This window comes from Streptomyces sp. NPDC096323, assembly GCF_040302845.1.
Lineage (GTDB): Bacteria > Actinomycetota > Actinomycetes > Streptomycetales > Streptomycetaceae > Streptomyces.
This window is the reverse complement of sequence record NZ_JBEOSI010000006.1, coordinates 86,898-99,764: the sequence shown is the minus strand read 5'-3', so window position 1 is coordinate 99,764 and position 12,867 is coordinate 86,898. Positions and strand designations below refer to the sequence as shown.

Genomic DNA, 12,867 nt, shown 5'->3' with positions numbered 1-12,867 from the left:
AGCGGAGCACCTTTCACGTGAACGACCAGCCGCGTCGCCGTCCCGCCAAGCCGCACCGCCGCCCGCAGAAGGATCCGGTCCGGTTCCTCGCCTTCGAGGCCCTCAGGGCCGTCGACGAACGCGACGCCTACGCCAACCTCGTTCTCCCGCCGCTGCTGAAGAAGGCCCGGGCCAAGGGCGACTTCGACAACCGGGACGCGGCACTGGCGACCGAACTCGTCTACGGGACGCTGCGCCGCCAGGGCACGTACGACGCGATCGTCGCCGCCTGCATCGACCGGCCGCTGGTCGAGGTCGACCCGCCCGTCCTGGACGTCCTGAACATGGGCGTGCACCAGCTGCTCGGTACCCGCATCCCGACCCACGCCGCGGTGTCCGCGAGCGTGGAGCTGGCCCGCGTGGTGCTCGGCGAGGGGCGCGCCAAATTCGTCAACGCCGTGCTGCGCAAGGTGTCCGCCGACGACCTCGACGGCTGGGTGGCGCGGGTCGCCCCCTCCTACGAGGACGACGCCGAGGACCACCTCGCGGTCGTGCACTCGCACCCCCGGTGGGTCGTCTCCGCCCTCTGGGACGCTCTGGGCGGCGGCCGCGCCGGCATCGAGGACCTGCTCGAAGCCGACAACGAGCGGCCCGAGGTCACCCTGGTCGCCCGCCCCGGCCGCTCCACCACGCAGGAGCTGCTCGACGCCCTCGGCGAGGAGAACGGCCTGCCGGGCCGCTGGTCCCCCTACGCCGTGCGGATGGCCGAGGGCGGCGAGCCCGGCGCCCTGACCGCCGTGCAGGAAGGCCGGGCCGGCGTCCAGGACGAGGGCAGCCAGCTCGTCGCCGCCGCTCTCGCCAACGCCCCGCTGGAGGGCAGCGACACCCGCTGGCTCGACGGCTGCGCCGGCCCCGGCGGCAAGGCCGCGCTGCTGGCCGCCCTCGCAGCAGGCCGCGGTGCCGCCCTGCTGGCCGCCGAGAAGCAGCCCCACCGGGCCCGCCTCGTCGAGCGTTCGCTGGCCGGCAACCCCGGCCCGTACCAGGTGATCACCGCCGACGGCACGCGCCCGCCGTGGCTGCCCGACACCTTCGACCGGATCCTGATGGACGTCCCCTGTTCCGGCCTCGGCGCACTGCGCCGCCGCCCGGAGGCCCGCTGGCGTCGCCGCAAGGAGGACCTGGAGAGCTTCGCGCCCCTGCAGCGCGGTCTGCTGCGCGAGGCGCTGAAGGCCGTACGGATCGGCGGCGTCGTCGGATACGCGACGTGCTCACCTCACCTGGCGGAGACGCGGGTCGTCGTCGAGGACGTGCTCAAGGGCCGCGGCGGCGCGCCCGTCGAGGCCGAGTGGGTGGACGCCCGCCCGCTGATGCCCGGTGTGGCCGGCCTGGGCGACGGACCGGACGTCCAGCTGTGGCCGCATCTGCACGGCACCGACGCGATGTACCTGGCTCTCCTGAGGCGTACCGGCTGAGCCCGGCCTCCCGGACCCGGGGCGAAAAGACCTGGAATGCGCGAACTGTAATGATCCCGTGAGGCTTTGGAACACACCGAAGCGGGGAAGTGCCCCAGAACATGGCAGGCTTGACCCATGGCCCAGATCAACCCCAGCATTCTTTCCGCCGACTTCGCACGTCTCGCCGAGGAGGCGCAGGCCGTCGAAGGTGCCGACTGGCTCCATGTCGATGTCATGGACAACCATTTCGTGCCCAATCTGACGCTCGGCGTCCCGATCGTGGAATCGCTCAGCAGGGCCACCAGCACGCCGCTGGACTGCCATCTGATGATCGAGGACGCGGACCGCTGGGCCCCGCAGTACGTCGAGGCGGGGGCGGGCTCCGTCACCTTCCACGTGGAGGCCGCGGCGGCCCCCGTCCGGCTGGCGCGCGAGATCCGGGCGAAGGGCGCCCGCGCGTCCATGGCGCTCAAGCCGGCGACGCCCATCGAGCCGTACGAGGACCTGCTCCCCGAGCTCGACATGCTGCTGATCATGACGGTGGAGCCGGGCTTCGGCGGCCAGTCGTTCCTCGACATCATGCTGCCGAAGATCCGCCGCACCCGTGAGCTGATCTCCAAGCACGGACTCGAACTGTGGCTCCAGGTCGACGGCGGGGTCTCCGAGTCCACCATCGAACGCTGCGCGGAGGCGGGCGCGGACGTCTTCGTCGCCGGTTCCGCCGTGTACGGCGCCCAGGACCCGGCCGGAGCCGTCCGGGCCCTGCGCGCCAAGGCCGACGGGGCCATCGCCTCGGCCGGCTGGGCGTGCGGCCACTGACGCCGATGGCGGCGCCGGCACCCGATCACACGTCGGCCGGCCCAAGTGCAGATGAACGCGGTCCGACGGGACCGGTCAAGGATCGCCGCATCTGACAGGATGACGGCGTATCGAGAGCGTGAACAGCAGTGAGGAGAACGCGGTGTCTGCAATGTCGGCGGGCCGGTCCGCCCTGCGGATGGGGCCCGCGGAGCTGGTGCAGGCGGCGGCCATGGCCCGCCGCTTCTACCTCGAGGGCAAATCCAAGATCCAGATCGCCGAGGAGTTCGGCGTCAGCCGCTTCAAGGTGGCCCGGGTCCTGGAGACGGCCCTGGAACGTGACCTCGTACGCATCGAGATCCGGGTCCCCGCGGAGCTGGACGCCGAGCGCTCCGACGCGCTCCGCGCCCGCTACGGGCTGCGCCACGCGGTTGTGGTCGAATCCCCGGCGGAGGAGCAGGACGACGCCGCCGACCCGGAGAACCTGGGCGAGGTCGCGGCCGACCTGCTCGGCGAACTGGTGAACGAGGGCGATGTGCTCGGGCTCGCCTGGGGGCGGTCCACCATCCACATGGCGGCCGCCCTCGACCGGCTGCCGCCCTGCACGGTCGTGCAGCTCACCGGGGTGTACGACGCGGGAACGGCCGAGCGCGGCTCCGTCGAGGCCGTGCGGCGCGCCGCGCAGGTGTCCGGCGGCGAGGCCCACCCGATCTACGCCCCGATGCTGCTCCCGGACCCGGCGACGGCCGCCGCGCTCCGCCACCAGACGGGGATCGCACGCGCCTTCGAGTACTTCGACAAGGTGACGGTCGCGGCCGTCTCCATCGGCTCCTGGGAGCCCGGGATCTCCACGGTGCACGACATGCTCTCCGACACGGAGCGCGAGCACTACGCCTCGCTGGGTGTGGCCGCCGAGATGTCGGCGCACCTCTTCGACGCGGACGGGCGGCGGGTCGGCCGGGACCTCGGCGAGCGCTGCATCACGGTCGAGGCGGACCGGCTGCGCCGGATCCCCGAGGTGGTGGCGATCGCCGGCGGCCAGCGCAAGGCCGCGGCGATCGGGGCGGTGCTGCGGTCCGGTCTCGTCACCAGCCTGGTGACCGACACGGCGGCGGCCGACTACCTGCTGACGGAATCGGCCGCGCCCCGCCGGCCCGCGCTGGAGCGTGCCGACCCTGACGGGGTCTGAGCCGGAGCGTGACGGGAGGGGGCGGACGGTGATCACACCGTCCGCCCCCTCCCGTCTGCTCCGTCCCGCCTGCGGTCAGTCCTGCCCGACGCCCAGCACCGTCGCCTCCAGGTACTGCTCCGGCTCCTTGTACTGGCTGACGTCGGCCGGGTTGTAGCGCGGCGTCTGCCGGGACCAGTCCAGGTTCCCGCGCATCCAGCTCCGCATCCCGTCCAGATACGGCTCCAGCATCCAGCTGAGCTGCGGGTAGGCGCTCAGCAGCTCGGTCTCCGCGGTGAGGAAGCGCCCGGTCTCCGTGGCGATCTCCGCGCAGACGAGTTCCAGCGCCTGCCGCTTGCCCAGCCCGCGGTGGTGCCGGACGAGATGGACGAGGTTGTGGATCTCGCCGAGCACCTGTTCCTTCTCGTACGAGTACACGTCGTTCGCCCAGCACACGACGTTGCACGAGGCTTCGAGCGCGGTGATGAAGCGTGGGTCGTTGTGGATCGACTCGGGGGCCTCGATGCCGGCCACGATCTCTATCAGGTCCATGCAGACGTGTATCGCGCCCGTGTGGCGGCGCTTCTCGATGTACGTCGCCTCGGACGGGACCACGCCGTTCGCGCGGTTACCTGCCTCCCAGGTGGTGGCCGTCGTGAGGTAGGTCATCAGGTGCCAGGCGAAGCGCCGCCGCCAGTGGGCGGCCGCGGCCGGCGTCGTGCGTTCCCACAGGTCCGCCAGGGCGACGACCGCGGCCGGCAGCTTCTCGTTCGCCAGGGTGCCGGTGCCGGTTCCCTCGACCACGGACTGCATCAGCGCGACGACGTCGCGTACCCGGTCGGGGCTGCGGCCCAGATGTCCGTCGTCCAGCTGGTCGTCGACGAGAAACAGCCAGACGAACCAGTCGGCGACGAGGTCCAGGTTCTTGCTGTCGGCGGTCGGGTAGACCATGCCGACGAAGGCTCCGAAGTCCGCTTGCTCGAAGCGGTCCCTGGCTGAATCCCGGTGTACCAGACCGGTGTTGCGGGTCCAGCTGTCGAGGTGTTCCCGTACGTGGGCGACGTGCGGGTTGGTCCGCTGGGGGAAGGGACAGTAGATGTCCGGAAGTTCGCTCTCCACGGGCGGGTCGTCATCCTCTCCGGTCGTACGTGTGGCGGCAGTTGTGACGGATCCGCCTGATGCTCCGGGGTGTTGGGTGACCCGCGGGACCTGCGCGTTTGAAGCTACCTGACCCCTAGTCACCAGGTCCAGGGAAGATGATCGCGAATGATGGGGACGCCCCTCGGGTAGGGTCTGCGGGTAAGGCAGGTTCCACTTGCCCGGGACTCCCGAGCTGTTCCTTGGAGGAACATACGAAGGCGGGAGTCATTTGCTGTGTCTTCGTGGAAACGACCTGCGCCGTTTCGTATGAAAAAATGAGTGTTATGCGTTTTCTTGAGCCCGGCACCGGTCGATACACAGAGTCTCCCGCCGTCCCGTACGACCTCACGTACGACGACGTCTTCATGGTTCCGGGCAGGTCGGCGGTCGGATCCCGCCAGGGGGTCGACCTCTCCTCGCCCGATGGCACCGGCACCACCATCCCGCTCGTCGTCGCGAACATGACGGCCATCGCGGGCCGCCGGATGGCCGAAACCATCGCCCGCCGCGGTGGGCTCGTCGTCATCCCGCAGGACATTCCGATCGAGGTCGTCACCGAGGTCATCAGCTGGGTGAAAACGCGCCACCTCGTGCTCGACACCCCCATCGTGCTGGCCCCCGGCCAGACGGTCGCCGACGCCCTGTCGCTGCTGCCCAAGCGCGCCCACGGCGCCGGGGTCGTCGTCGACAGCGACCACCGCCCCGTCGGTGTGGTCACCGAGCACGACCTGACCGGCGTCGACCGCTTCACCCAGCTCTCCGAGGTCATGTCCAGGGACCTGGTGCTGCTGGACGCGGACATCGACCCGCGCGATGCCTTCAACAAGCTCGACGGAGCCAACCGCAAGCTCGCCCCCGCGGTCGACGCCGACGGCCGGCTCGCCGGCATCCTCACCCGCAAGGCCGCACTGCGCGCCACCCTCTACACGCCCGCCACCGACGCGGCGGGCAGGCTGCGGATCGCGGCAGCCGTCGGGATCAACGGCGACGTGGCGGGCAAGGCCAAACAGCTCCTCGACGCCGGCGCCGACACCCTCGTCGTCGACACCGCGCACGGCCACCAGGAGTCCATGATCAGCGCGGTGCGCGCCGTCCGGGCGCTGGACCCGCGGGTGCCGATCGTCGCGGGCAACATCGTCGCCGCCGAGGGCGTGCGCGACCTCATCGAGGCGGGTGCCGACATCATCAAGGTCGGTGTCGGGCCCGGCGCGATGTGCACCACCCGGATGATGACCGGCGTGGGCCGGCCCCAGTTCTCCGCCGTCCTGGAGTGCGCGGCCGAGGCGAAGAAGTACGGCAAGCACGTCTGGGCCGACGGTGGCGTCCGCCACCCGCGCGACGTGGCCATGGCGCTCGCCGCCGGCGCCTCCAACGTGATGATCGGTTCCTGGTTCGCGGGGACGTACGAGTCGCCCGGCGACCTCCAGCAGTCCGCGGACGGGCGCAACTACAAGGAGTCCTTCGGCATGGCGTCCGCGCGTGCCGTGAAGAACCGCACCTCCGACGAGTCGGCGTACGACCGGGCCCGCAAGGCGCTCTTCGAGGAGGGCATCTCCACCTCGCGGATGTTCCTGGACCCGACCCGCCCCGGCGTCGAGGACCTGGTCGACTCGATCATCGCGGGTGTCCGTTCCTCCTGCACCTACGCCGGTGCGGGCTCCCTCGCGGAGTTCGCCGAGAAGGCGGTCGTGGGAGTGCAGAGCGCCGCGGGTTACGCGGAGGGCAAGCCGCTGCACGCCAGCTGGAGCTGATCCTTCCCCCGCGCACCGACCGTGCCCCCGCCGGCTGTCCGACGCCGGCGGGGGCACCGGTGTTGTCCGGGCATCGAGAGCTGGGACATGGCCGGAATGGGTGCCCCGGCCGGGCCGGGATCCATACCAACTGTGCTGAGAAATAAGTAATATGAATCCCACTCAGCTGCCCGCCACTCTGCGGTAAGGGATCTCATGTCCTTCTTCACTGACCTGGCCCATCAGTACATCGACGGCGAGTGGAGGCCGGGCAAGGGGTCCTGGGACATCATCGACTTCAACCCGTTCGACGGGGAGAAGCTCGCCTCCATCACGGTCGCCACGGCCGACGAGGTGGACCAGGCCTACCGCGCGGCCGAGACCGCTCAGCAGGCCTGGGCGGACACCAATCCGTACGCCCGGCGAGCGGTGCTGGAGAAGGCCCTGCGGATCGTCGAGGAGCGCGAGGAGGAGATCGGTGACGCGATCGTCGCCGAGCTCGGCGGCACCCGGCTGAAGGCGGCCTTCGAGCTGCACCTGGCCAAGGAGTTCCTGCGCGAGGCGAGCCGGCTCGCGCTGGGCTCCACCGGGCAGATCCTGCCCTCGCCCACCCCCGGCAAGGAGAACCGGGTCTACCGGGTGCCGGTCGGCGTGGTCGGGGTCATCAGCCCCTTCAACTTCCCTTTCCTGCTGTCCCTGAAGTCGGTGGCCCCGGCCCTGGCGCTGGGCAACGCGGTGGTGCTCAAGCCGCACCAGAACACCCCCGTCTGCGGCGGCACGCTGGTCGCCAAGGTGTTCGAGGACGCCGGACTGCCTGCCGGTCTGCTGAACGTCGTCGTCACCGACATCGCGGAGATCGGTGACGCGCTCCTCGAGCACCCGATACCGCAGGTCATCTCCTTCACGGGCTCCGACAAGGTCGGGCGCCACGTCGCGACGGTCTGCGCGGCGAACCTCAAGCGCTCCGTGCTCGAACTCGGCGGCAACAGTGCGCTGATCGTGCTCGACGACGCCGATGTGGACTACGCCGTGGACGCGGCGGTGTTCAGCCGATACGTGCACCAGGGGCAGGTCTGCATGGCCGCCAACCGCATCCTCGTGGACCGCGCGGTGGAGCAGGAGTTCACCGAGAAGTTCGTCGCGAAGGTCGCCTCCCTGCGCGTCGGCGATCCGGCCGACCCGGCGACCCAGATCGGCCCGCTGATCAACTCGACCCAGGCCGAGGCCATCTCCACCCTCGTCGACCAGACCGTCGCGGCCGGAGCGACCGCGCTGCTGCACGGGCGCGCCGACGGGAACGTCGTCAGCCCCTCCGTCCTCACCGGGCTGGCCCCCGATTCCCCCGTGCTGTCCCAGGAGATCTTCGGCCCGGTCGCCCTCCTCGTGCCGTTCGACGGTGAGGACGAGGCGGTCCGCATCGCCAATGACACCCCGTACGGGCTGAGCGGCGCCGTGCACACCGGCAACATCGAGCGCGGCGTCCGCATCGGTCAGCGCATCCGCACCGGCATGATCCACATCAACGACGGCACGGTCCACGACGAGCCCATCGTCCCCTTCGGCGGCGAGAAGAACTCCGGGCTCGGGCGGCTGAACGGCGACTCCATGCTGGAGGCCTTCACCACCCAGAAGTGGATCTCCGTGCAGCACGGGCGCTCGCAGTTCCCCTTCTGATCCCGTACCGGTCCTCCGTCCGACCCGGCGCCACCTGCGCCGAGCGCGCCCGCGGGGCGGGCCCATGGTCTACTTCCGGGGGCGGCGCCGCCGCCCCCGGAACAGCCGTGCCCCGGCCGCGCCAAGGCCCTCGCCATCGCAGAGAAGTGACCCGTACGACGTGCGACTGAACGACCTCGACGAACGCATCGTCCACGCCCTCGCCGAAGATGCCCGCCGCTCCTACGCCGACATCGGCTCGATCATCGGGCTGTCCGCCCCCGCGGTGAAGCGCCGGGTGGACCGGCTGCGCGCCGAGGGAGCGATCACGGGGTTCACCGTCCGGGTGGATCCGGCGGCGCTCGGCTGGGAGACCGAGGGATACATCGAGATCTACTGCAGCCGCAACACCTCACCCGACTCCATCAAACAGGGGCTCGCCCGCTACCCGGAGGTCGCCTCGGCATCCACGGTCACGGGGGACGCGGACGCGCTCGTCCAGGTGTTCGCGGCGGACATGCGCCACTTCGAGCAGGTGCTGGAGCGGATCGCGGGCGAGCCGTACGTCGAGCGGACGAAGTCCGTGCTGGTGCTCTCGCCGCTGCTGCGGCGCTATTCGTCGGGGTCGCCGGGATAGAGGCCCTCCGCGCACGCGGCCAGGTCCTCCGGCAATGGTTCCGTCCTCGGACACCGGACGGGCCGGCTTTGCCGCGCCGTGCAATGAATCGCCGCGCCCGTGTGGTCGAACGCAACGGATCGACGGTCGGTGCGCAACGCTCGCGCCTTGTCCGGGGAGAAGTGGGGAACGTACCGTCAATACGTCCCCTCCCCGCCATCGTCCGAGGTCAGCCATGCCGCCGTTGCGCACCGCCCTGCTCCAGAGCTCCGGCTGCCCGGGCTCGGTGGCCCGGAACCTCGACGCGCTGGACAGCGCCGCCGCCCGCGCCGCGGCGAGCGGCGCCCGGCTGCTCGTCTGCCCCGAGATGTTCCTCACCGGATACGCGATCGGGGACGACGTGCCCCGCCTGGCCGAAGCCGCCGACGGGCCCGCTGCCCGGGCGGTCGCCGAGATCGCCGCAGGTCACCGGATCGCCGTCCACTACGGCTATCCCGAACGCGACGGCCACACCCTGTACAACGCCGCGCAGCTCATCGGACCCGACGGCACCGCGCTCGCCAACTACCGCAAGACCCACCTCTTCGGCGACTTCGAGGAGCAGTGGTTCACCCCGGGCGACCAGCCGGTCGTCCAGGCCGAGCTCGACGGAGTCCGCATCGGCCTGCTGATCTGCTACGACGTCGAGTTTCCGGAGAACGTACGGGCGCACGCCCTGGCCGGTACCGACCTGCTGCTGGTTCCCACCGCGCTGATGCACCCCTTCCCCTTCGTCGCGGAGTCCGTCGTCCCGGTCCGCGCCTTCGAGAACCAGCTCTACGTCGCGTACGCCAACCGGACCGGCACGGAAGGGCCCTTCGAATTCGTCGGCCTGAGCGCTCTCGCCGGCCCCGACGGCACGGTCCGCACCCGGGCCGGACGCGGCGAGGAACTCGTCATCGGGGACGTCGACCCCGTCCTTCTGACCGCCTCCCGCGCGGGCAACCCCTACCTCCGCGACCGCCGCCCCGCCCTGTACGGCTCCCTCGCCTGAGACCCGACCGGCCCGAGCACGCCGCCCCGTTCCCCCACCCGTTTTCCCGCAAGGAGTCCGTACCCCATGACGTCCACGGTGCCCCCGGCCGTTCCGCACACCGACGCAGCCCCGCCGATCACCATGTTCGGGCCGGACTTCCCTTACGCGTACGACGACTTCCTCGCACACCCCGCGGGACTCGGGCAGATACCGGCGACCGAGCACGGCAGCGAGGTGGCCGTCATCGGCGGCGGGCTCTCCGGCATCGTCACCGCCTACGAGCTGATGAAGATGGGCCTCCGGCCCGTCGTCTACGAGGCGGACCGCATCGGCGGACGGCTGCGCACCGTCGAGTTCGACGGCTGCACCACGGACGGCGAACCGCTCACCGCCGAGATGGGCGCCATGCGCTTCCCGCCGTCCTCGACGGCCCTCCAGCACTACATCGACCTGGTCGGACTGGAGACGAAGCCGTTCCCCAACCCGCTCTCCCCGGTCACCCCCTCGACCGTCGTCGACCTGAAGGGCGAGTCGCACTACGCCCGCACCATCGACGACCTCCCGCAGGTCTACCGCGACGTGATGGACGCCTGGAACACCTGCCTGGAGGAGGGCGCCGACTTCTCCGACATGAACCGCGCGATGCGTGAGCGCGACGTGCCGCGGATCCGGGAGATCTGGGCCCGGCTCGTCGAGAAGCTCGACAACCAGACCTTCTACGGCTTCCTCTGCGACTCCGACGCCTTCAAGTCCTTCCGCCACCGGGAGATCTTCGGCCAGGTCGGCTTCGGCACCGGCGGCTGGGACACCGACTTCCCCAACTCCATCCTGGAGATCCTGCGCGTCGTCTACACCGAGGCGGACGACCACCACCGCTCCATCGTCGGCGGCAGCCAGCAGCTCCCGCTGCGCCTGTGGGAGCGCGAACCGCAGAAGATCGTGCACTGGCCGCTCGGCACATCGCTGGCCTCCCTGCACGGCGGCGAGCCGCGCGGGGCCGTGACCCGGCTGAACCGCACCGCCGGCAATCGGATCACCGTCACCGACGCCACCGGAGACATCCGCACCTTCCGGGCCGCCGTATTCACCGGCCAGTCCTGGCTGCTGCTGTCCAAGATCGCCTGCGACGACGCGCTCTTCCCGATCGACCACTGGACGGCGATGGAGCGCACCCACTACATGGAGTCGTCCAAGCTGTTCGTCCCCGTCGACCGGCCGTTCTGGCTGGACAAGGACGAGACCACCGGACGCGATGCCATGTCGATGACGCTGACCGACCGGATGACGCGGGGCACGTACCTCCTCGACGACGGCCCGGACAGGCCGGCCAGCATCTGCCTCTCCTACACCTGGTGCGACGACAGCCTGAAGTGGCTGCCGCTCTCCGCGACCGAGCGCATGGACGTCATGCTGAAGTCGCTCGGCGAGATCTATCCGAACGTCGACATCCGCAAGCACATCACCGGCAACCCGGTGACGGTGTCGTGGGAGAACGAGCCGTACTTCATGGGCGCGTTCAAGGCCAACCTGCCGGGCCACTACCGCTACCAGCGGCGGCTGTTCACCCACTTCATGCAGGACCGGCTGCCCGCCGACAAGCGGGGACTGTTCCTGGCGGGCGACGACATCTCCTGGACGGCCGGCTGGGCCGAGGGGGCCGTCCAGACCGCTCTGAACGCAGTCTGGGGCGTGATGAACCAGTTCGGCGGGACGACCGACGCCACCAACCCCGGCCCCGGCGACCTCTTCGACGAGATCGCCCCGGTCGAACTCCCGGAGGACTGAGCGGCGTACGACGGGTCCGCCGGGTTCAGGCCCCGGCGGCCGGCCGTTCCTCGTCGTCGTACGCCGACGTGCCGGAGTCCAGCAGGGGCTCCTGCGTCTTCAGATGGGCCGGGGCGAAGGCACGCAGCACGTGATATCCGGTGATCACGACGATGGTGCCGAGCGCGATTCCGCTGAGCTCGAAGTTGTCGGAGATCTTGAGGCTGACTCCGCCGACCCCGATGATGATGCCCGCGGCGGCCGGCACGAGATTCAGCGGATTGCGCAGGTCCACCTTGGCGTTGAGCCAGATCTGGGCGCCGAGCAGCCCGATCATGCCGTACAGGATCACGGTGATCCCGCCGAGGACCCCGCCGGGGATGGCGGCGACGACCGCGCCGAACTTGGGGCACAGACCGAACAGCAGGGCGAAGCAGGCGGCGGCCCAGTAGGCGGCGGTGGAGTACACCCGGGTCGCGGCCATCACCCCGATGTTCTCCGAGTACGTCGTGTTCGGCGGTCCGCCCACCGCGGTCGACAGCATCGAGGCGGCGCCGTCCGCGGCGATCGCGGTGCCCAGCTTGGCGTCCAGGGAACGGCCGGTCATCTCGCCGACGGCCTTCACATGACCGGCGTTCTCCGCGATCAGGGCGATGACGACAGGCAGCGCGACCAGGATCGCGGACCACTCGAAAGCCGGGGCGTGGAACGACGGCAGCCCGACCCAGTCGGCCTTCGATACTCCCGACAGATCCAGTCGCCAGTGGTCCACGGCCTCGGCCCCGCCGGCGGGGGAGTGGACCTTCCCGAAGACGCGGTCCAGGACCCACGACAGCACATAGCCGAAGACGAGACCGAGGAAGATCGCGATACGGGAGAAGAAGCCGCGCAGACAGACCACGGCCAGTCCCGTGAAGAGCATCACCAGCAGGGCGGTCCACTGGTCCTGCGGCCAGTACGTCGACGCGGTCACCGGCGCCAGGTTGAACCCGATCAGCATCACGACCGCTCCCGTCACCACCGGCGGCATGGCCGCGTGGATGATCCGCGCTCCGAAACGCTGCACGGCGAGACCGGCGAGGAAGAGCACCGCGCCGACGACGAACACCGCGCCGGTGACGACCGCGCTGCTGCCGCCACTGGCCCGGATGGTCGCGGCGACGCCGACGAAGGAGAGCGAACAGCCCAGGTAGCTGGGCACCTGGCCGCGGGTGGCCAGCAGGAAGATGGCTGTCGCGACACCCGACATCATGATCGCCAGGTTCGGGTCCAGGCCCATGAGCACGGGTGCGACGAACGAGGCGCCGAACATCGCGACCACATGCTGAGCGCCGAGCCCGAAAGTCCGGGGCCAGGAGAGCCGCTCGTCGGGGCGGACCACCGCTCCCGGTGCGGGCGTCTTCCCGTCGCCGTGCAAGGTCCAGCGCACGCCGAGGCCGCCCATGGTTGCTCCCTGTGTGTAGATGCGGAGTCCGGTGCCTCGTCGGGCACGGCGCCACCGCGGAAAAGATCAGCGCCATGTTAGTGCCGGACAGGCGTGCCCTCTCGGC

10 protein-coding genes are annotated in these 12,867 nt (G+C 70.5%); 8 read left to right on the top strand and 2 right to left on the bottom strand.

The features are described from left to right. Positions 1-17 precede the first annotated feature (17 nt). The 3 genes from ABTX18_RS18035 (at position 18) to ABTX18_RS18025 (ending at position 3,420) form a co-directional block, all read left to right on the top strand. On the top strand, positions 18-1,451 hold the full coding sequence (locus ABTX18_RS18035; protein WP_352123688.1) for an RsmB/NOP family class I SAM-dependent RNA methyltransferase: 1,434 nt from the start codon (positions 18-20) through the stop codon (positions 1,449-1,451). A gap of 117 nt (positions 1,452-1,568) precedes the next feature. Beyond that, complete coding sequence (rpe, locus tag ABTX18_RS18030) at positions 1,569-2,252, top strand: ribulose-phosphate 3-epimerase (protein WP_352123687.1); 684 nt, start codon at positions 1,569-1,571, stop codon at positions 2,250-2,252. 151 nt (positions 2,253-2,403) lie between these two features. Continuing rightward, positions 2,404-3,420: a sugar-binding transcriptional regulator gene (locus tag ABTX18_RS18025; protein WP_352124007.1), complete on the top strand. Its 1,017-nt coding sequence runs from the start codon at positions 2,404-2,406 to the stop codon at positions 3,418-3,420. A gap of 75 nt (positions 3,421-3,495) precedes the next feature. Here ABTX18_RS18025 and ABTX18_RS18020 read toward each other — a convergent pair whose 3' ends face one another. Then, entirely contained in the window at positions 3,496-4,518 is a 1,023-nt protein-coding gene (locus ABTX18_RS18020; RefSeq protein ID WP_352123686.1) for a terpene synthase family protein, read from the bottom strand. A gap of 305 nt (positions 4,519-4,823) precedes the next feature. Here ABTX18_RS18020 and ABTX18_RS18015 point away from each other — a divergent pair, with 305 nt between their 5' ends. The 5 genes from ABTX18_RS18015 (at position 4,824) to ABTX18_RS17995 (ending at position 11,338) form a co-directional block, all read left to right on the top strand. Then, on the top strand, positions 4,824-6,290 hold the full coding sequence (locus ABTX18_RS18015) for a GuaB1 family IMP dehydrogenase-related protein (RefSeq protein WP_352123685.1): 1,467 nt from the start codon (positions 4,824-4,826) through the stop codon (positions 6,288-6,290). 195 nt (positions 6,291-6,485) lie between these two features. After that, positions 6,486-7,943: an aldehyde dehydrogenase family protein gene (locus ABTX18_RS18010; RefSeq protein ID WP_352123684.1), complete on the top strand. Its 1,458-nt coding sequence runs from the start codon at positions 6,486-6,488 to the stop codon at positions 7,941-7,943. Between the two features lie 160 nt (positions 7,944-8,103). Further along, positions 8,104-8,559 (top strand): Lrp/AsnC family transcriptional regulator, encoded by a 456-nt coding sequence (locus ABTX18_RS18005; RefSeq protein ID WP_093709736.1) that lies wholly within the window; start codon positions 8,104-8,106, stop codon positions 8,557-8,559. Between the two features lie 214 nt (positions 8,560-8,773). Then, the gene (locus ABTX18_RS18000; RefSeq protein ID WP_352123683.1) at positions 8,774-9,571 is read left to right on the top strand and encodes a carbon-nitrogen hydrolase family protein; all 798 of its coding nucleotides are present in this window, start codon (positions 8,774-8,776) and stop codon (positions 9,569-9,571) included. 66 nt (positions 9,572-9,637) lie between these two features. Continuing rightward, complete coding sequence (locus tag ABTX18_RS17995) at positions 9,638-11,338, top strand: flavin monoamine oxidase family protein (RefSeq protein ID WP_352123682.1); 1,701 nt, start codon at positions 9,638-9,640, stop codon at positions 11,336-11,338. Positions 11,339-11,363: 25 nt separating this feature from the next. Here the strand turns inward: ABTX18_RS17995 and ABTX18_RS17990 are convergent, their stop codons facing one another. Continuing rightward, on the bottom strand, positions 11,364-12,761 hold the full coding sequence (locus ABTX18_RS17990) for a uracil-xanthine permease family protein (RefSeq protein WP_352123681.1): 1,398 nt from the start codon (positions 12,759-12,761) through the stop codon (positions 11,364-11,366). Positions 12,762-12,867: the final 106 nt, after the last annotated feature.

Coding starts and splice junctions, on each gene's coding strand:
- rpe (WP_352123687.1), top strand. CDS start 1,569: ATGGCCCAGATCAACCCCAGCATTCTTTCCGCCGACTTCGCACGTCTC.
- ABTX18_RS18025 (WP_352124007.1), top strand. CDS start 2,404: ATGTCGGCGGGCCGGTCCGCCCTGCGGATGGGGCCCGCGGAGCTGGTG.
- ABTX18_RS18015 (WP_352123685.1), top strand. CDS start 4,824: ATGCGTTTTCTTGAGCCCGGCACCGGTCGATACACAGAGTCTCCCGCC.
- ABTX18_RS18010 (WP_352123684.1), top strand. CDS start 6,486: ATGTCCTTCTTCACTGACCTGGCCCATCAGTACATCGACGGCGAGTGG.
- ABTX18_RS18000 (WP_352123683.1), top strand. CDS start 8,774: ATGCCGCCGTTGCGCACCGCCCTGCTCCAGAGCTCCGGCTGCCCGGGC.
- ABTX18_RS17995 (WP_352123682.1), top strand. CDS start 9,638: ATGACGTCCACGGTGCCCCCGGCCGTTCCGCACACCGACGCAGCCCCG.
- ABTX18_RS17990 (WP_352123681.1), bottom strand. CDS start 12,761: ATGGGCGGCCTCGGCGTGCGCTGGACCTTGCACGGCGACGGGAAGACG.